The 19,334-nt window shown below is 38.7% G+C and carries 14 protein-coding genes; 10 read left to right on the top strand and 4 right to left on the bottom strand.

The features are described from left to right. Positions 1–7 precede the first annotated feature (7 nt). Both ACUN24_RS19685 and ACUN24_RS19680 read left to right on the top strand, forming a co-directional pair. On the top strand, positions 8–745 hold the full coding sequence (locus tag ACUN24_RS19685) for a ferritin-like domain-containing protein (protein WP_445564049.1): 738 nt from the start codon (positions 8–10) through the stop codon (positions 743–745). 19 nt (positions 746–764) lie between these two features. After that, a complete protein-coding gene (locus tag ACUN24_RS19680; protein ID WP_445564048.1) occupies positions 765–1,652 on the top strand; it encodes a ferritin-like domain-containing protein in 888 nt (295 codons plus the stop codon). A 172-nt stretch (positions 1,653–1,824) separates the two neighbouring features. On the opposite strand, the gene ACUN24_RS19675 is transcribed toward ACUN24_RS19680, so the two are convergent. Then, positions 1,825–2,949: a CofH family radical SAM protein gene (locus ACUN24_RS19675; RefSeq protein ID WP_116251886.1), complete on the bottom strand. Its 1,125-nt coding sequence runs from the start codon at positions 2,947–2,949 to the stop codon at positions 1,825–1,827. A 175-nt stretch (positions 2,950–3,124) separates the two neighbouring features. Here ACUN24_RS19675 and ACUN24_RS19670 point away from each other — a divergent pair, with 175 nt between their 5' ends. Then, complete coding sequence (locus ACUN24_RS19670; protein WP_445564047.1) at positions 3,125–4,369, top strand: M16 family metallopeptidase; 1,245 nt, start codon at positions 3,125–3,127, stop codon at positions 4,367–4,369. Continuing rightward, the gene (locus ACUN24_RS19665; protein ID WP_445564046.1) at positions 4,362–5,633 is read left to right on the top strand and encodes a M16 family metallopeptidase; all 1,272 of its coding nucleotides are present in this window, start codon (positions 4,362–4,364) and stop codon (positions 5,631–5,633) included. The genes ACUN24_RS19670 and ACUN24_RS19665 overlap by 8 nt, the downstream gene beginning before the upstream one ends. Before the next feature lie 168 nt (positions 5,634–5,801). Here the strand turns inward: ACUN24_RS19665 and ppnP are convergent, their stop codons facing one another. Genes ppnP through ACUN24_RS19650 form a run of 3 tightly spaced genes read right to left on the bottom strand, consistent with a single transcriptional unit; the run spans position 5,802 to position 9,991 of the window. Beyond that, positions 5,802–6,083, bottom strand: coding sequence for a pyrimidine/purine nucleoside phosphorylase (ppnP, locus tag ACUN24_RS19660; RefSeq protein ID WP_445564045.1), 282 nt, complete (start codon positions 6,081–6,083; stop codon positions 5,802–5,804). A gap of 3 nt (positions 6,084–6,086) precedes the next feature. Next, positions 6,087–7,982, bottom strand: a complete 1,896-nt coding sequence (locus ACUN24_RS19655; protein WP_445564044.1) for a DUF3857 domain-containing protein — start codon at positions 7,980–7,982, stop codon at positions 6,087–6,089. Then, the gene (locus tag ACUN24_RS19650) at positions 7,982–9,991 is read right to left on the bottom strand and encodes a DUF3858 domain-containing protein (RefSeq protein WP_445564043.1); all 2,010 of its coding nucleotides are present in this window, start codon (positions 9,989–9,991) and stop codon (positions 7,982–7,984) included. Before ACUN24_RS19650 ends, ACUN24_RS19655 begins: the two co-directional genes overlap by 1 nt. A 247-nt stretch (positions 9,992–10,238) precedes the next feature. Between ACUN24_RS19650 and guaB the strand changes: the two genes are divergently transcribed. The 6 genes from guaB (at position 10,239) to ACUN24_RS19620 (ending at position 19,145) form a co-directional block, all read left to right on the top strand. Next, a complete protein-coding gene (guaB, locus tag ACUN24_RS19645) occupies positions 10,239–11,708 on the top strand; it encodes an IMP dehydrogenase (protein WP_445564042.1) in 1,470 nt (489 codons plus the stop codon). Positions 11,709–12,066: 358 nt separating this feature from the next. Next, positions 12,067–14,646, top strand: coding sequence for a TonB-dependent receptor (locus tag ACUN24_RS19640; protein ID WP_445564041.1), 2,580 nt, complete (start codon positions 12,067–12,069; stop codon positions 14,644–14,646). Positions 14,647–14,937: 291 nt separating this feature from the next. Then, entirely contained in the window at positions 14,938–15,531 is a 594-nt protein-coding gene (locus ACUN24_RS19635) for an LOG family protein (protein ID WP_445564040.1), read from the top strand. A 225-nt stretch (positions 15,532–15,756) separates the two neighbouring features. Further along, positions 15,757–16,218 (top strand): MaoC family dehydratase, encoded by a 462-nt coding sequence (locus tag ACUN24_RS19630; RefSeq protein WP_445564039.1) that lies wholly within the window; start codon positions 15,757–15,759, stop codon positions 16,216–16,218. Positions 16,219–16,276: 58 nt separating this feature from the next. Beyond that, complete coding sequence (locus ACUN24_RS19625) at positions 16,277–16,816, top strand: hypothetical protein (RefSeq protein ID WP_445564038.1); 540 nt, start codon at positions 16,277–16,279, stop codon at positions 16,814–16,816. Between the two features lie 700 nt (positions 16,817–17,516). Continuing rightward, positions 17,517–19,145, top strand: a complete 1,629-nt coding sequence (locus tag ACUN24_RS19620) for an acyl-CoA carboxylase subunit beta (protein ID WP_445564037.1) — start codon at positions 17,517–17,519, stop codon at positions 19,143–19,145. The last annotated feature ends 189 nt before the right edge of the window (positions 19,146–19,334 follow it).

Raw genomic sequence — 19,334 nt, 5'->3', positions numbered from 1 at the left:
GATGACTATGAAAAACAATGAACTAGAAACAAAAGGTGAACTTCGGGAAGAAAGTTTATTTGACAAAACTGTAGGCAGAAGGTCTTTTCTTCAGTATGCAGGTGCAGGTGCTGCAGGAATTGCTTTGGTAGCAGCTGGTTGTAAAAAAGATCGCGGTTATGAAAACCCAACTATGAATGGGGGCGCTACATTAGATTTTAAAGATGATATTGGGGTATTAAATTATGCTTATGCTTTAGAGCAACTGGAAGCTGCATTCTATATTCAAGTTGCCAATAGTAACACCCAATTTACGGGGTCAAATGCTGCAGCAAAAAAGGCATATTTTCAGGATATTCAGTTTCACGAAATTGCACATAGAGAATTTTTCAAAGCAGCCCTAACCACATCTGCAATCGGCAGTTTACAGGTAGATTTCTCCTCAATTGATTTTACCAGCGAAGCAAGCGTACTCGCAACTGCAATGGCATTTGAAGATTTGGGGGTATCAGCTTATAATGGTGCCGGACCAAGGCTCAAAAATGCAACATATCTGCTGTTAGCCGGCAAGATTGTTTCAGTTGAAGCCCGCCACGCAGCTTATGTGCGTGATTTAGTCTCAAATGGAACATTTGCTGATCTTAATAGCCTTGCTTCATTGGGTGCCAATAATTCGGCTGGATTAGATGCAGCTTTAACGCCAGATAAGGTTTTAAATATTGCTAAAACTTATATCAAAACCAAAATTAATGTAATCAATCTTTAATTTTTAAAATCAGAAAATCATGAATATCGTAAATATATTAGAAGAAATTGAAAAAGTTGATGGTGAAATCTATGAGCGTTTAAATCCGAGAAGGGCCGCAATGAAAAGCTTTTTCAACATGGGCAAAAAAATCTCTTTAGCTGCTATGCCGCTGGCCCTGGGTTCAATTTTTCAAAAAGCGTATGGACAAACAGCATTACCTGCTGCGGTTGTTGATGTATTAAACTTTGCTTTATCGCTAGAGTATTTGGAATACCATTTTTATAATCACTGTATTGTAGGTAAAACTCCGGGATCGGCAGTAACCGATGTTACCTTTAATTTTCCTAATGCAGCCAGCCAAGCAGCCATTACTACCATTCGTGACCACGAAAAGGCACACGTTGATTTATTGGTAGGTGCTTTGGGAAGTTCTGCCCGTGCACCTATTGCCTACGCAGATACCGATTTTAGGGCAGGTGGAGCATTTGCTTCGGTATATTCTGATTATAATACTTTTTTAGCTGTAGCACAAGGTTTTGAAGATACAGGAGTTAGAGCTTACAAAGGTCAGGCAGGAGCCTTATTAGGTAGCCCAGTATTGCAAACAGCTTTACAGATCCACTCGGTTGAGGCACGTCATGCTTCGCATATCCGTCAAATGCGTACAGCAGCTGGTACGGCAGTATACAAACCATGGGTTAGTCTTGGTGCATCAGGGCAGGCAAATGATTCAGGAGTGGCTGCTGTTGATGCAGTATATGCTGGTGAAGATTTAACCGTACAGGCCGGTGCAAACATTGTAGGAATAGGTGGTAATGCAGGCATAACCAAAGCTGCAGCGGTAGAAAGTTTTGACGAGCCTTTAGATAAAGCGAGTGTAGTTACTATTGCCAATTTATTCTTAAGAGATGGTAAAAAGCTCTAATAGATAAATCAATATTATTAAATTAGGTAATGTTTAGTTTAAGGTAGGGAGGTAGAACTTGGTTTTACTTCCCTTTTTTGATCAGGATTTCTAGGATTGTATGATTTTCAGGATTGATGGGTAGAAGAATACATCTTACTTCATCCATCCCACATCATCCATTTTCCATCACCTAGTACGTAATCACCTGCTCTTCTAAATGCTCAGGCAAATCCCTGTAATTGTATTTTTGTCCACGTAACTGCGGTTCGAAACCTGCTGCTTTAATGGATTGTTGAATACCGTTTGCGGTAAAGCGGTGTGGTGCACCAGCAGCCGATACTACATTCTCTTCAATCATAATCGATCCAAAATCGTTAGCACCTGCATGTAAACAAAGCTGTGCAGTAGCTTTTCCAACGGTTAACCAGCTGGCCTGAATATTTTTGATGTTTGGCAACATGATACGGCTTAAGGCAATCATACGGATATATTCATCAGCTGTTACATTGTTGCTGATTCCGCGTAATCTTTTTAATAAAGTGCCATCATCCTGGAAAGGCCAGGGAATAAAGGCCAGAAATCCGTTTGCATCGGCTGGTTTTTCGCTCTGTACCTGGCGGATCCATACCAAATGTTCAAAACGTTCTTCGATGGTTTCTACGTGTCCAAACATCATGGTTGCAGAGGTAGTGATATCTAATTGATGGCATGCACGCATTACATCAAGCCATTCCTGTCCACCGCATTTACCTTTTGAAATTAAACGCCTTACGCGATCGTTCAAAATTTCTGCACCAGCTCCAGGAAGAGAATCCATACCAGCTTCTTTTAACGCTTTTAATACTTCAGTATGCGTCATTCCTTCCAACTTTGCCACGTGTGCAATTTCTGGTGGACCTAAAGCATGCAGTTTTAAATCAGGATATAATTCTTTTAATTTTTTGAAAAGATCGGCATAAAAGGCCAGACCCAAATCGGGGTGGTGGCCACCCTGCAATAACAATTGATCTCCGCCTAAACGGAAAGTCTCTTCAATCTTGACCTTATAAGTTTCGATATCAGTAATGTAACTCTCATCGTGGCCAGGCCTGCGGAAGAAATTACAGAATTTACAGTTGGCAATACAAACGTTGGTGGTATTTACATTACGGTCGATCTGCCAGGTTACTTTTCCACTTGGCACCTGAATCTTTCTCAATTCATTCGCTACAAACATCAACGATGCTGTATCGGCATGATGGTATAAATGTACCCCTTCTTCAAGGCTTAAAAAATCGAAATGTAATGCCCGTTGCAGTAAATCGGCTGTATTCATACTGCAAAGATAAAGAAAAGTCCTTAGTCGCGAGTCCCAAGTCGTCAGTCTTTAGTAAAAGATTGTTGTCTTTAAGAGGGAATTTTTCGTATGTTTTGCTTTTTTATCTTCCCTCTTACATTTTCCATCTCCCAATTTCCCTTAAAACAATATCTTTACGGTTCTAAAAATTAATATGGTAGATTTTAATCGTTTTACACTTGCCAATGGTTTAAAAGTTTTGGTGCATGAAGATGCGACAACGCCAATGGCAGTTTTAAATATTTTATATGATGTGGGCGCCCGTGATGAGGATCCTGAAAAAACCGGTTTTGCACATTTATTTGAGCATTTGATGTTCGGTGGATCGGTAAATATTCCGAATTACGATGAGCCTTTGCAGCGAGTGGGTGGTGAGAACAACGCTTTTACGAGTAACGATATTACCAATTATTACATTACGCTGCCTGCAGAAAACATAGAAACTGCATTTTGGTTGGAAAGCGACCGGATGTTGAGCCTGGCTTTTTCTGAAAAAAGTTTAGATACGCAGAGGAATGTAGTAAGCGAGGAATTTAAGCAACGTTACCTTAACCAGCCTTATGGTGATGTTTGGTTAAAATTGCGTCCGCTGGCTTATAAAAAGCACTCTTACCGCTGGGCAACTATTGGTAAAGAACTTTCGCATATTGAAAATGCAACAATGGATGATGTAAAAGCATTTTTCAAGAAACATTATACGCCACAAAATGCAATTTTGGTTGTTGGCGGAAATGTGAAAACAGCAGATGTGAAAAGAATGGCTGAAAAGTGGTTCGAACCAATTCCGGCGGGAGAGAAGTACAACCGTGATTTAGTTCAGGAAGAACCGCAAACAGAAGCGAGACAAGAAACCGTGAAAGCAAATGTACCTTTAAATGCGATTTATATGGCTTTTAAAATGCCGGGACGATTAAATCAGGATTATTACGCCTTTGATTTATTATCCGATATTTTATCGCGCGGACAGTCTTCGCGTTTGTACAATAGCCTGTTGAAAGAACAAAAACTTTTTAGCGATATCAACGCCTATATCTCAAGTAGTTTAGATCCGGGTTTGTTTATTGTTGAGGGTAAACTGGTTGAGGGGGTAACAATTGAAACTGCCGAAAAGGCAATCTGGGCTGAACTGGAAAAATTAAAGAACGAACTCGTTTCTGAAACTGAATTAACTAAGGTAAAAAACAAGGTAGAATCAGTACTTGTGTTTTCTGAGATGAGCCTGCTTGATAAAGCGATGAACCTGGCTTACTATGAACTATTGGGAGATGCTACTATATTAAACCGGGAAACCGAAGAATTTTTAAAAGTAGAGGCAACTGATATCAAAAGGATATCTAACGAAACTTTTAGCCATAAATCATCATCTACTTTATATTACTTAACTGAAGAAAATGCTTAACAGACAACAGGCGCCTGATTTTAAGCAGGTATCGACAATAAATTTTATCCATCCGGAGAAAAAAGTATTAGATAATGGTATACCCGTTTTTACTATCTATTCTGGCGAACAGGATCTGGTACGTATCGAATTTATTTTCGATAACGTAAACTGGAAATCCGAAAAACCATTGCAGGCCATAGCGGTAAGTGCTTTGATCAACAATGGAACAAATAAATTAACTTCAAAGGAAATAGCTGAGCAAATTGATTTTTATGGTGCATTTTTCCAAACAGAATATGTTCAGGATCAATCTTCGGTTACATTGTATACTTTAAATAAACATTTAAGTTCGGTATTACCGATTGTGAAAGATGTTTTATCAGAAAGTCAGTTTCCACAGCAGGAGTTAGATATTTACATCCAAAACCAGAAACAAAAACTGCAGGTAAACCTCAAGAAAAACGATATTCTTGCGAGAAAGGAGTTTGCGCATGCGTTATTTGGTAATACCGCTTATGGTGTAAATATACAGGCTGAACATTATGATGCTTTAAAACGTGAAGACCTGATTGATTATTTTAAAGCGGCTTATTCGCCTAACAACTGCACCATTATCGTTTCCGGAAAGTTTGATGAGGCAAGTTTTAATTTGCTGAACGATGCCTTTGGTAAAGATTGGGAAAAGAGTAATGCCATAAAAAACAGTTTTGATTTTGCTGCAACTGCAAAACAGACTATTTATACCGAAAAACCAGAAGCTTTGCAGTCTGCTATCAGGATTGGTCAGTTGGCCATAAACCGTAAACATGAAGATTTCTCCGGCCTTCAGATTCTAAATACCGTTTTAGGGGGCTATTTTGGTTCGCGCCTGATGAACAATATCCGTGAAGATAAAGGCTATACTTATGGTATTGGTTCAGGGGTTTCTTCACTGCAGCAGGCAGGTTATCTTTTTATCGCCACCGAAGTTGGTGCTGATGTGTGTGCGGCTGCATTAACTGAGATTTATAAAGAGATCGAGATATTGAAAACTGAACTGATAGGAGACGAAGAACTTGATCTGGTTCGGAACTACATGCTGGGTTCTATGTTGGGCAGTTTGGAGAATGTTTTCTCACATGCCGATAAATTCAAGAATATTTATTTCGCAGGATTGGATTACGATTACTATACCAGATATATAGAGAAAGTTAAAACCATTACTGCTGAACAATTACTTGCCCTGGCGAATAAATACCTGATTACAGATCATTTTACTGAAGTAGTAATTGGGAAGAAGTAAGTGGAAATTAAGTCCATAGAGGCCTTCATTTCGAGCGGATTGCAAAACGAAGTCGAGAAATCTGCAAAGATAGATCTCTCCATTCCACTGCGTTCCAGTCGAGATGACGGCCTTAGGTTGTTTCAGTATTTATTGCTCCAGGTTTGAAACAAGAATTCTATAATCAAACTACCTATACTGACATAAATACGCCGTTTGTACAGTCGTTTTTACTTTAAATGATGAATTTGCGGCAACTTCGAAATTACCGCCTGTTTTAATGCTTTGCCATTCAGTAGATTCCGGAAGTAAGGCTTCTAATTCACCTTCTATAACATGCATAATTTCTTTTTGAGCAGTACCAAAGGTATATTCTCCCGGATTGATAATGCCAATGGTCGATTTGCCTTCAGCAGTTTCATAGCCTAACGATTTAACGTTGCCATCAAAATATTGGTTTTCAGTAATCATGATTTATAAGGTTTTAGCTAAAACAGCTTTTTGTTTATCGGCTTGATAGATCTTTTTATAAAAATCTACATACTCACCATATTTTTCTGGCGGGTACTTTTTGTTGTTCATTGTTTGTGTACGGCTATAAACAATCATGTTATCCTTAACACTAAATTTAGCACTGTAAGCCCCAAACTCCGAAGTAATGGTAATATCTTTAGGAATAAATTCTACATTGTAGCCTTTTGGAAGAATATAGTTGATTTCATCATCATCGTTATAGCTAAAAGGAACGGCAAAATAGGTTTTTCGGTTCTCTACTCTAAGTGGCACACTTTCGCGACGGTTAACCTGGTTTACGACCAAAAATAATTTATCTCCACCTTTGGTTAGTATCGGATTGGTTTTAAAGTTAATCTCTTCGGTAAGCACAGGGACCGTTTTATCTGCCTGCAAATACTTATAACTGGTTAGCGCTGCAACCGGAATAGAACTTTCTTCAATAATTCTTTTCCTAAGTTCAACAGGTTCCATCAGTGTCATCGAAAAATTTTCTTCAAATTGTGCATTGCCATAGGTAGATCTGATTTCCGAATCTGCTGTACCATCTTCGGCGAGTATAATCTTGGTTTTTCTGATCTGGTAGTTTTCCTTAGCATTATAAACTGGAGTATGCACTATTTTTCCACCTTCTTCTGTCACCATTAATACATTCCGGTCAGAATTGCTGTAACCAATAAAACCCATAGGTTTATATTGACTGGTACACTCTAAAAAAGTAGTATCCTTTTCGAGTGGTACACATAAAATCATGTGGTTGGCCTGCCCCATGCTCGAATAATTTGGATTTAAACTAGGCATATCATTTCCAATAACAATTAAATTTGAGGCAATGCCTGCTTCGTTAAGCAAGGCTTTCATATAATTAGAGAGTGCTTTACAATCGCCGTAATTTACCTGTGCCACTTTTTCAGCCAAAATGGGTCTAAAGCCCCCAATACCCAGTTGAACACTTACATAACGTGTATTTTGTTGTAAATGGTGATACAAAATCCGGATCTTTTCTTTTGGTGTTTTGGCGTCTTTAATTAAGTTCTGCACCATTAATCTGGTTGCTTCAGGAAGTTTATTTCCGCCTTGATTTAAAGTAAAGAGCCACGAACCAAAATTTTTCCAGTTGTCGAAATTTCCTGTAGAACCGTCATATTCGAACTGATTTGGAGCTGCCTTAACCCAGGCAGAAATGTTATCAATCCCTGTACTTAAAGGCTCTTCAGCAACAGCACTAACATTGGCACTTTTCCATTTATACTGTATTTTTTCTCCATTAATTACCGAGTCAGTCTTTAAATCCGAACTCGTAATATATCTCATTTTGTAGTTCTTTGTCTTTTGAATGGTGTAAGCTGATTTTTCTACAGATACACCAAAGCCTTTCAAATCATGCCACGAAGGAAAAGATAACAATCCGTTATAGTCCTGACTATAACTGTATTCTATAGTGTATGGATAAGTTACACTTACAAATTTTAAGAGCTTAAGCCTGTTGTCTTCAAAGATTGAAAAATCCGAAATCAGGCTTTGGTCTTTAATATCCGAACTTTTATAATCTTTTACTTTTTTGCCTGCAGCATCGTAGAGGGTTGCTTTGATGTTATATAAGCTACTAAATTTATCATACACCTCTGCCATTTCTCCATATTGATCACCAGCTTTATTCAAAATGGTTATTGCCACTTTATAGTCCATTTTTGCAGCCCCAAGTCCTTTAACATCAAAAAAGGATTCTTCATTCCTGATCACCACAATTGCATCTTTTTTCAGGTTTTCGGGAATTTTTGCTACATCATAATCCGTCTGTGCAAATACAGTATTAATACCCAAAAGCGCAAGCGCGAAACTTAAATAATATTTCATTACCCTTTCTTTTTAAATACAATCTGTTCGGCCTGTTTTTCTACCACGGTTTTAAATAATTCTTTTAAATCGAAATATTCTTCTGGCGTATAAAGCGATTTGTTGACGTTGATGCTGCTTTTTACCATCAAGGTTTTGCCTTCTGCTATATAATTAATAGTAAAGGTTCCGCTCTCTTCCCGAAGTTTGTAAATACCTCCTTTAGGGAGTTTATCTATTTCATAATCTTCAGGAAAGTTTACCGTAATGCGGTAGCTTTCTTTAAATGGATAGGCAAAATCAACAGGGAATTTACGCTGTTCCAGTTTAAATAAATTTTCTTTTGTTCTTTCAAAAAGGAGCGGGGTGAAGTACACCAGGTTGCCGGCTTCCTCAACATTATCCTCAATTGTTACATCCATGCTTTCTGTCAACAGTTCATCAAGATTGTCGAGGTTGTCGATTTTGTAAGCAGAAACTTCAAGGCCTGTCTTGTCTTTTTTGAAGTTTTTAACAAATTCTGTTTCGTTATTGGTAGTCCTGTATTTATTACGCAAGTTTAAGGCTGCATAACCTTTAGAATACTGGTTGATTGTTCCCGATAGTTTATGCTCTTTATCCAGCACCATATTATACACAAAAATCTTTTCGCTCGGTATATTCGGTTCGGTGGAAAGCCATTTGCCATCGTTATTTTTTAAATCTATGTAAAAGCCCCGGTGGCTCAGGTTTTCGTAATCCAACATTCCCGCAGGTAAATCTTTATCTGTTGCGTCAAGATAATAAAGTGTATTCCCGATCTGGGTAACGCCAATTACATTATTAAACGCCGATTCCAGTGGATATCCTGGGTGTTCTCCATTTTCTCTTGTACTGATCAGCACTGGATAGGACTCAATTTTCGCTTCTTTTAATAAACTTAACAAGGAAAGGTTAATATCAGCAGACGAACCTGTTTTCTTTTCGAAAATGCTTTTTGGACTGGTTTCTTTAGCATATTCAGCGTATTCTTTATTCCATTTTAAGTTGTTTTTAACATAGTTTAAAATGAGTTTTACAGCGGCAAGGGTATCTTTTTCTCCTTTCAGAATGCCTGGAAGCACCGATTTGGCATAACTATTTTTATTAATAAAACCGCCAAATTTTTCATCCATAGCCAGACCATTAATAATTTTTGACCACGAACCATTAAAGTCTTCATAAAGCGTGCCTGGGAATTGGATCGCCCTAAGTTCAAATCCGATTTTAGGAGTATAATCATCCATTGTGGTTACATATGGCTCCTCTTTCAACGCAGGTACATTAGCAGCACAATATTTATCGTAAACAGCGGTAGAATGCACGCCTGATAAATAGCTTGCATCTAAATTTTGATGAAGTGGATGATCGATCTGATAATAATACCCACTTAAATTATTCTTATAAGTCAGGTACTCTGGTATTCTCACATTATATTCCGACCAAAGTGTAGGAACACTTGATTGAAACCGCCAACCGCGTAACGTAAAAATAAAATCTGATTTGATCTTATATTTAAATTCAATGATCGAACCTTCTTTTACGTTAGGAAGCGCAAACTTTTTGATCACATAGTTTTTGTTAAACTCTTCGGTAAATTTAGCATCCTTGTTAAGTTTGCTCGTCACCATTTTGCCATCAACCATATTATAAGTTGCGGCATCCATAAAACTAAGGTCTTCTTTCCTAAAGTTATTGCTTTTGTAAAGTTCTACTTTAAAATTGGCAAGATCATAACCGTTTTTATTTAAGATTTTATAACGGATGTGTCTTTCAAAAACATAGACAAATCTACCTAAAGACTGGCCTATTTCAAAATAGCAATCGCCAACATCGAATAGTTTGATTGCCGAAGCTGAAGAGTCTTGTCCCGAGGCTTTTACTTCGAATTCGGTTGGTGCAATTTTACCAAACTTAAATTCTCTTTTTACAGGTTGAGTATTTTGGGCATAAGTGGTGATAACTCCAATGCAAAGCATTAAAGTCAGAAATTTGAGAGCATTTTTCTGCATTATAAATTTAGTTCTTTGGTTCTGCAAGTATAAAAACATTCTCCGAATTATTTTTGAAATAATTTTCGTCTAATAGGTTTGATTTTATAGTATAGGCAAGAGCAAAAAAGAAAATAGTGATTAATTAAATCCAGAGTCTGGAATTGTCAGCCAAGCTCAATATTTAAGCATTTTTATTTTTACGCTTTTATTTTCGAGCAATTTTCGTATCTTTGCCTGGCAAATAATAAATCCTAATTTATTTGCTATGCAACTCGATTCCACTAAATTTATTGCCACAGGTTTAACGTACGACGACGTACTATTAGTACCGGCATATTCCGAAATTCTGCCCCGTGAAGTAAATACATCCACTTTTTTAACAAAAAAAATCAAACTTAATGTTCCATTGATTTCTGCCGCAATGGATACCGTAACAGAGGCTGAGCTTGCCATTGCAATTGCACAAAATGGTGGTATCGGGATGTTACATAAAAACATGACCATAGAAAGACAAGCTGCTGAAGTACGTAAAGTTAAGCGTTCAGAAAGTGGCATGATCCAGGATCCTGTTACCTTATTGGAGACAGCTGTTGTGGCCGATGCTTTCAAAATCATGAAAGAACATAAAATTGGTGGCATTCCGGTTGTAAGCAGCGATAATAAACTGGTTGGTATTATTACAAACAGGGATTTACGTTTTCAAAAAGATATGAAGCGCCCGATTTCTGAGGTAATGACAAAAGATAATTTAATCATTGCACCAGAGGGTACTACTTTAGTACAGGCAGAAGAAATTCTTCAGAACCACAAAATCGAGAAACTTCCTGTAGTAAGCAAAGATGGTTACTTAAGTGGTTTAATCACCTTTAAAGATATTTCGAAAGTTAAAAATTATCCTGTTGCGTGTAAAGATGAGCGTGGCCGTTTACGTGTAGGTGCTGCCGTTGGTGTAACTGCCGATACCATTGAAAGGGTAGATGCTTTAGTTGCGGCCGGAGTTGATGTAATTACCATCGATACCGCTCACGGTCACTCTAAAGGGGTAGTTGATAAGTTAAAAGAAGTAAAATCTAAATATCCTGATTTACAGGTGATTGTTGGCAATATTGCTACTGGCGCTGCTGCAAAATTCCTGGCCGATGCTGGTGCTGATGCTGTTAAAGTAGGTATAGGTCCTGGATCTATTTGTACCACCAGAATTATTGCAGGTGTTGGTGTTCCACAGTTATATGCCGTTTACGAATGTGCTAAAGCATTAAAAGGTACAGGTGTACCAGTAATTGCTGATGGTGGTATTAAACATACTGGTGATATTGCTAAGGCAATTGCATCAGGAGCAAGTACCGTAATGGCAGGTTCGTTATTTGCAGGAGTAGAAGAATCGCCAGGTGAAACCATTATTTACGAAGGACGTAAATTTAAATCGTACCGTGGAATGGGCTCAATTGAAGCGATGGAGCAAGGTTCTAAAGACCGTTATTTTCAGGATGTTGAAGATGATATTAAAAAGTTAGTTCCTGAAGGTATTGTTGGTCGCGTGCCATTTAAAGGTACCCTGGCAGAAGTAATGTACCAGTACATTGGTGGTTTACGTGCAAGTATGGGTTATTGTGGAGCCGCAAATATTGAAGCTTTACAAGAAGCGCAGTTTGTACAGATTACTGCAGCAGGTATGCGCGAAAGTCATCCACACGATATTACCATTACCAAAGAAGCACCTAATTACACCAGATAGGGTTAAGGCAGAAGGTAAGAGGGGAGAAGGTTGAAGGTAATATTTATTCAATCTTTCCTAATAAATAGAAAAACGGGTCATCGGTTTACGATAGACCCGTTTTTTTATTTAAACCTCGCAGGTTTTTAAAACACGGACTATAAGGTATGGGTCTAAAATTATAAAAATCACAAAATAAAATTTGGCAGATAATATTTTTTAATATATTTGTCTACTAAATCTATAGGATTTATATAATAATTATGAAAGCAATTCAAAAAACGCACTCCTATTGTTGTTGTAGCCATTCTAAAACAGTAATCGCATAATTCCAACGGGTCATTAATCAACAGCATTTAAACAAACTATCAACATAATCATGAACAAAAGTTTACTTTTTCTCTTTTCATTTTTACTTTCGGCAGGTTTCGCTTTTGCCCAAAGTGCAGTAACCGGTGTAATTAAAACAAGCAATGGCACCACCATCCCGAATGCAACCATAAAGGTGAGGGGAACAAACCAAGCTGTAGTGGCTGATGAAAATGGTGTCTTCAGCATTAATGTAAAACAAGAAACACCATTTTACCTTCAGGTAAGTTCGGTGGGTTATAAACCACAGGATTTTCAGATATTAAAACTTCAGGAGACTCCAATAGAACTGGTTTTGGTAGAAAATGCGCTATTAGATGAAATAGTGGTAACATCCAGGAGGCGCTCAGAGGTTTTACAGGATGTACCGATTCCAATTACTGTTATTGGGGGCCGTGCAGCAGAAAACGCCGGTGCTTTTAACGTTAACCGTTTGAAAGAATTGGTGCCTTCTGTACAATTATATGCTTCCAATGCCAGAAATACCACTTTAAATATCAGGGGTTTAGGGTCTACCTTTGGTTTAACCAATGATGGTATCGATCCTGGAGTGGGATTTTATGTAGATGGTGTTTACCATGCACGTCCGGCTGCCACCTCTACTGATTTTCTTGATATTGAGCAGATCGAAATTTTACGTGGCCCACAAGGTACCTTATTTGGTAAAAATACAACAGCAGGTGCGTTTAACATCACTACAAGTAAACCAACTTTAACACCAAGTGCAAAAATAGAACTGAGCGCAGGGAATTATAATTTTATTCAGGCTAAAACATCAGTTTCCGGCGCACTTGCAAAAGATCTTGCTGCAAAAATCTCCATTTCCGGAACACAGCGCGACGGTACCATCTGGAACACCAGAGAAGAACGAAGATACAGCGGACAGAATAATCTGGGCTTTAAAGGGCAGCTATATTATACTCCTTCGGAAAAATTACAGGTATTGTTAAGCGGTGATGTAAGTATTCAGCATCCGGCAGGTTATCCATTGGTAATTGCAGGTGTAACTACGACTGAAAGAAGTGCTTACCGCCAATATGCCAGAATTGTATCTGATTTAGGCTATCAACAACCTAAAATCGATCCTTTTTCAAGAGAAATCAATACCAATACCCCTTGGAGACACAATCAATCAATCGGTGGTATATCATTAAATGTAGATTACAAAATCGGCAATGGAACGCTTACTTCAACAACCGCCTGGCGATTCTGGAACTGGGATCCTACAAATGATCGGGATTTCTCAGAATTAGCAGCGCTAACCAAATCGCAGGGTACTTCGCGTCACGATCAATACTCGCAGGAAGTAAGATATGCGGGCAATATTACCGAAAAATTAAGTGGAGTAATCGGTGTTTATTTCTTGGGTCAGAATTTAAAAGGTTTGGCACAAACAGAAGAAGTAGGTAAAGATCAATGGAGATTTGTACAGACGAGTAATACCGGCAGCCAGGCTTTATATTCAACCCCTGGTTTATTAGATGGCTTTGGAATCAAAACCAATTCAACCATTAAATCTTTAAGTGCTGCTATTTTTGCCCAGGTTGATTGGGAAGTTTTCAAAAATCTGCATGTATTGCCAGGTTTAAGATATACGTATGATAAAAAAGATGTTGATTACGATAGGGTTACCTATGGTGGTTTACAGACTACTGATGCAGCATTATTGGCACTTAAAGCAGCGGTATATGCCAATCAGCAATTTACAACCAAGGTAGATAACAACAATTTATCAGGTAACTTTACCGTATCGTACCGCCCAACGCATAACTTAAATGTTTATGGAACTTTCTCTACCGCTTACAAACCCGTGGGTGTTAACGTAGGTGGTTTGCCAACTACCTCAACCGGAGCAGCAGATTTATCTGTAGCGGTGGTTAAACCGGAATATGTTCAACATTATGAGCTGGGTGCTAAAACAAAGCCGTTTAAAGGTGCTATCGTGAATCTTAGTTTATTTAATACTGACATTAAAGATTACCAGACCAATGTTCAATCTCCACAATTGGGTGTAAATAGAGGCTATCTGGCAAATGCTGAAAAAGTAAGGGTAAAAGGATTGGAAATAGATGGTACTTATCAGTTGGAGCGATTTTTAACTTTAAATGCTGCTTTGGCTTATCTGGATGGCAAATATGTGAAATTTACCAATGCACCTCTTCCTTTAGAAGAAACCGGGCATACCGAACTGGTAAATGGCGTTGCTACGCAAGTGGCATTTAAAGATGCTTCCGGTGGTCGGTTACCTGGTATTTCAAAATGGAATATTTCAGGTGGTTCGGAATTCAGTACACCTGGTAATTTAGCAACCAGAGCGGGCAGGTATTTCATCGCTGGTGATGCCAGTTACCGTTCAGAATACTCTTCAAATCCTACACCATCAAGCGTACTAAATGTTAAAGGTTATGCTTTATTTAATGCAAGGTTAGGTTTCAAATCAGATAAGTTTTCGTTATTTGTTTGGAGCAGAAATATCGCAAATAAAAACTATTACGAGCAATTACAGGCTGCTGCAGGTAACTCCGGTTTGTATGCGGGGGTACTGGGCGACCCAAGGACTTATGGAGCGACAATCCGTTATGCTTTCTAATCTCTAAATTAATCTTTTCTCTTATATTTGGTTAGAAGGAGTGGTGTAATGCCGCTCCTTTTTTATTAAATGCTGTATCATTAATATCGAATTGTCATCCTGAGCTTGTCGAAGGACCTGTTAAATTTCCCGTGAAGCGTTTCGACAAGCTCAACGTGACAAGTTTGAATGGAAACAAACTTATGATATAGACTCTTATTAATGAAATAACAAAAAACTGTAACAGCTTTGTGCAGAATTAAAATTTACAGAAAGCCGATAAAATCTTAACTTCGGTAAATTTTAGACTAAATGAATAAGCTTAAATCGGTTTGTGTGTACTGTGGCTCAAACTTCAATGGCGATTTACAGTTACGCAATGCGATAAAACAGTTGGCAGAAACATTAGTAAAACAGCAGATAAAGTTGGTTTACGGTGGCGGTAGTGTTGGGGTGATGGGGGTTCTAGCCAACGATGTACTGGAACTTGGCGGTTCGGTTACTGGTATCATCCCACAGTTTTTAATGGATAAGGAAGTTGGACATAAGGGAATAACTGAAATGATCGTGACTGAAAATATGCACCAGAGAAAACAGAAAATGGCCGATTTAAGTGATGGATTTGTGATCTTACCCGGTGGTTTTGGTACACTCGAAGAATTTTTTGAAGTGCTTACCTGGTTGCAGCTTGGCCTGCATCACAAACCTATTGGCGTTTTAAATGTAAATGGTTTTTACGATCCGTTATTTGCTCAAATGGAAATGATGGTGCAGAGCAAATTTTTAAAACCTGCCAACCGCGACCTGGTTTTTAACGAAGCAGATGCTGAAATTTTAATCAATAAAATGGACGATTTTTCTGCCATTCCGGACGAGGTTTGGTTTAGGGAGAGGAACTTGAGTTAACTGAGGTATTGCCAGTTGCTCATGGTTAATAGTTCATAGTTTAATGGTTCATGGTCAATAGTTAATAGGCCGGTTGTGGACTTTGACTATGAGCTATAAGACCATGAACCATCAGCCAAAAAACATCTATATCCAAAGGAAACTAAAAAACAATAATCAACCCTAAAAAAGCAATTATCAATCCGCCATCCGCAAAACGCCTGGCGCTTTAAAAATATATTAAAAATGCAAATCATTACCTCCCACGCAGAATTTGAACAATACCTTGGCAAGGAATTAGGCGTTTCTTCATGGCACACCATTACTCAAGAACAGATCAACAAATTTGCCGACGCTACATTAGATCATCAATGGATTCATGTTGATGAAGAAAGAGCCAAAAATGAAGGTCCTTTTAAAGCAACTATAGCGCATGGGTATTTAACGCTTTCGTTAATCCCTTACTTATGGAAAGAAATAGTTGATATCCAGAACCTGAAAATGGAGATTAATTATGGCATTGAGAGTTTAAGGTTTTCACAAGCGGTTACCGTAAACAGTAAAGTAAGGTTAAAAGCTAAATTGGCTTCAATTATTAACCTACGTGGTGTAACCAAGGTAAATATGGCTATCGAAATGGAAATTGAAGACCAGAAAAAGCCTGCATTTAATGGAGAAGTAGTTTTCTTATACCATTTTATCAATTAGTTATGGTGCTGTAGCATGTAGCTGATTTTTAATGTTTTTAATAAAAATAATAATGCAAATGAAAAAGATCAGCATATCGCTTAGTTTAATTTTAGTTAGTCTGGTTATCCTTTCCTGTCAGAAAAAGAAAGTGGAAAACACAGCTTCCGATTCATTTTTACCCATGCAAATCGGTAATTTATGGTATATGAATGCTCAATCCTATACCGAGATCAAAGACACTGTAAGGATCAATAAAAAACTTTTTTACCAATTTTATTCCCTGGTTGGTGGCGATGCAAGTAGCACCGTATATCTGCGGATCGATGAAAGGAATAGATTATTGGAAAGTTACCCCGATAGCCCGACTAAAACCTATATTCGTGCTGATTTTAATGCCAAAGTGGGAGAGAGGTTTTTTACCACTGGCGAAAAGGATGAGAATGATAATCAGGTAACTGTAGTTCAAAAATCAGATCAGGAAATGACCTTCTCTTTCGATCCTATTTACCATCCCAACTTAAAAGGGCATCCATCTGAAGTAAAATATATCAAAGGCAAAGGTTGGGCAGAAAAGTATCAAAAAATAAAGATTGACGGAGTGGTTTATCAAAACTAGCTAAGAGATCAGTGCCCGGCGTTATGCGATTGGCGCTTTTTAACATTTCGCGGTTAAACAACTTCTCATTAATTACTCCATGTCCTCTGTGCCTTTTCTTTGTGATCTCTGTGGTTAAAACACTTAGCGTTCTTTGCGGCTATCCTTTGCGTGCTTTGCGGTTAAAAAAGCCAGGTACGCACGAAAACACGGAGATTTTTCATCTAATCTCAACTTCTATGCCCTCTGTGCCTTTATCTCTGTGGACTTTGTGGTTAAAAACACTTAGCGCGCTTTGCGGCCTTTTCTTTGCGTGCTTTGCGGTTAAAAAAGCCAGGAACGCCTGGAAAACACGGGGATTTTTCATCTAATCTCAACGTTATGTCCTCTGTGCCTTTATCCCTGTGAACTTTGTGGTAAAAACACTTAGCGCTCTTTGCGACTATCCTTTGCATACTTTGCGGTTAAAAAAGCCAGGAACGCCTGGAAAACACGAAGATTTTTCATCTAATCTCAACTTCTATGCCCTCTGTGCCTTTATCTCTGTGAACTTTGTGGTAAAAACACTTAGCGCTCTTTGCGACTATCCTTTGCATACTTTGCGGTTAAAGTAACTCTCAGTATTGAAAAAACTTAGTGCGCTTTACAGTTAAACCTTCCCGTAGACCAGAAACCGTTTTGGTCAATATTGTTTTTCTAAAATTAAATTTAAATTGCCTCCATGAATATCGAATTCAACAAAAACGAGGATGTAAATAAACAGTTGGTTTACGAACTGAAAACCAGACTCAAAAAAATATACCTGGGAGGTGGCGAAAAGAATGCTGCAAAACAAAAAGAGAAAGGTAAGCTGCTGGCCCGCGAACGGATTACTTATTTAATTGATAAAGATTCTGACTTTTTAGAAGTCGGAGCCTTTACCGCTGATGGCATGTATGCCGAGCAGGGCGGATGTCCTTCAGCTGGGGTAGTATGTGGTATAGGTTATGTAAGTGGCAGGCAATGTATGATTGTAGCCAATGATGCTACTGTGAAAGCTGGGGCCTGGTTCCCGATGACCGCTAAAAAGAACCTTCGCGCGCAGGAAATTGCCATGGAAAACCGTCTACCTGTAATTTATTTGGTTGATAGTGCAGGTGTATATCTGCCCATGCAGGATGAAATTTTTCCCGATAAAGAACACTTCGGACGGATGTTTCGTAATAATGCTTTGATGTCGTCGGAAGGGATTGTACAGATTTCGGCCATCATGGGTGCTTGTGTTGCGGGAGGCGCTTACTTACCCATTATGAGCGATGAAGCCATGATTGTGGATAAAACAGGATCTGTTTTTTTAGCAGGTTCTTACCTGGTAAAATCGGCCATAGGGGAAGAGGTGGATAACGAAACTTTAGGTGGTGCCACCACACATTGCGAAATCTCTGGTGTTACCGATTATAAACATCCTAATGATCAGGCTTGCTTGGATAGCATCCGAAGCATCATGAGCATGTTGGGGGCACCAGAAAATGCTGGCTTTGATCGGATTAAACCTGCAAAGCCAACAGAAAATGAAGATGAATTATACGGTATCTTTCCTGAGAACCGCGATAAACCCTATGAAATAATGGATATCATTAACCGTCTGGTTGATGGATCCGAATTTGAAGAATATAAAAAAGGCTACGGACAAAGTATTGTTTGTGGTTTAGGCCGTATTGATGGCTGGGCAGTGGGGATCGTAGCTAACCAGCGTAAAATAGTGAAGTCGAAAAAGGGTGAAATGCAGTTTGGCGGCGTAATTTATTCGGATAGTGCCGATAAAGCTGCTCGTTTTATTATGAATTGCAACCAGAAGAAAATTCCATTGGTTTTTTTGCAGGATGTGACCGGTTTTATGGTGGGCAGCCGATCTGAACATGGCGGCATTATTAAAGATGGAGCTAAAATGGTAAATGCGGTTGCCAATTCTGTTGTACCAAAATTCACCATTGTTTTGGGCAATTCTTATGGTGCCGGTAATTATGCCATGTGCGGTAAAGCTTACGATCCGAGGTTGATTTATGCCTGGCCAACTGCCAAAATCGCGGTAATGGGCGGCTCACAGGCGGCAAAAACATTGCTGCAGATTCAACAAGCCTCTTTAAAAGCAAAAGGAGAGGTGATTACACCAGAGAAAGAAGCCGAACTGTTAAAAGAAATTACCGATAAATACGACAGCCAGACCACGCCCTATTATGCGGCAGCCAGGCTCTGGGTTGATGGTATTATCGATCCTTTAGAAACCAGGAAAGTAATTTCGATGGGGATTGAGGCCGCAAACCAATCTCCGATTACCAGGAAGTTTAATGTAGGAGTGATACAAACTTAGTTTCATAAGTGCTGTCAGCTGTTACCATCTGACAGATTTATCAATAGGTGTCAGGTAGAAATATCTGACGCCACGAAGATTTTTTTACCACCTAAGCCATCTGAATACACCTAAGCTTAACGCCGTGTGTCAAACGCTATCAGCTTAGCGCTTTTCGCCATGCGCCCCACCCTCAACTGTTAATAAGTA

Source organism: Pedobacter sp. WC2501 (assembly GCF_052682415.1).
This window is presented reverse-complemented; position numbering and strand designations above follow the sequence as displayed.

Bases quoted from the DNA above. Each gene is read 5' to 3' on its own strand.
- ACUN24_RS19685 (WP_445564049.1), top strand. From the start codon at position 8: ATGAAAAACAATGAACTAGAAACAAAAGGTGAACTTCGGGAAGAAAGT.
- ACUN24_RS19680 (WP_445564048.1), top strand. From the start codon at position 765: ATGAATATCGTAAATATATTAGAAGAAATTGAAAAAGTTGATGGTGAA.
- ACUN24_RS19675 (WP_116251886.1), bottom strand. From the start codon at position 2,949: ATGAATACAGCCGATTTACTGCAACGGGCATTACATTTCGATTTTTTA.
- ACUN24_RS19670 (WP_445564047.1), top strand. From the start codon at position 3,125: ATGGTAGATTTTAATCGTTTTACACTTGCCAATGGTTTAAAAGTTTTG.
- ACUN24_RS19665 (WP_445564046.1), top strand. From the start codon at position 4,362: ATGCTTAACAGACAACAGGCGCCTGATTTTAAGCAGGTATCGACAATA.
- ppnP (WP_445564045.1), bottom strand. From the start codon at position 6,083: ATGATTACTGAAAACCAATATTTTGATGGCAACGTTAAATCGTTAGGC.
- ACUN24_RS19655 (WP_445564044.1), bottom strand. From the start codon at position 7,982: ATGAAATATTATTTAAGTTTCGCGCTTGCGCTTTTGGGTATTAATACT.
- ACUN24_RS19650 (WP_445564043.1), bottom strand. From the start codon at position 9,991: ATGCAGAAAAATGCTCTCAAATTTCTGACTTTAATGCTTTGCATTGGA.
- guaB (WP_445564042.1), top strand. From the start codon at position 10,239: ATGCAACTCGATTCCACTAAATTTATTGCCACAGGTTTAACGTACGAC.
- ACUN24_RS19640 (WP_445564041.1), top strand. From the start codon at position 12,067: ATGAACAAAAGTTTACTTTTTCTCTTTTCATTTTTACTTTCGGCAGGT.
- ACUN24_RS19635 (WP_445564040.1), top strand. From the start codon at position 14,938: ATGAATAAGCTTAAATCGGTTTGTGTGTACTGTGGCTCAAACTTCAAT.
- ACUN24_RS19630 (WP_445564039.1), top strand. From the start codon at position 15,757: ATGCAAATCATTACCTCCCACGCAGAATTTGAACAATACCTTGGCAAG.
- ACUN24_RS19625 (WP_445564038.1), top strand. From the start codon at position 16,277: ATGAAAAAGATCAGCATATCGCTTAGTTTAATTTTAGTTAGTCTGGTT.
- ACUN24_RS19620 (WP_445564037.1), top strand. From the start codon at position 17,517: ATGAATATCGAATTCAACAAAAACGAGGATGTAAATAAACAGTTGGTT.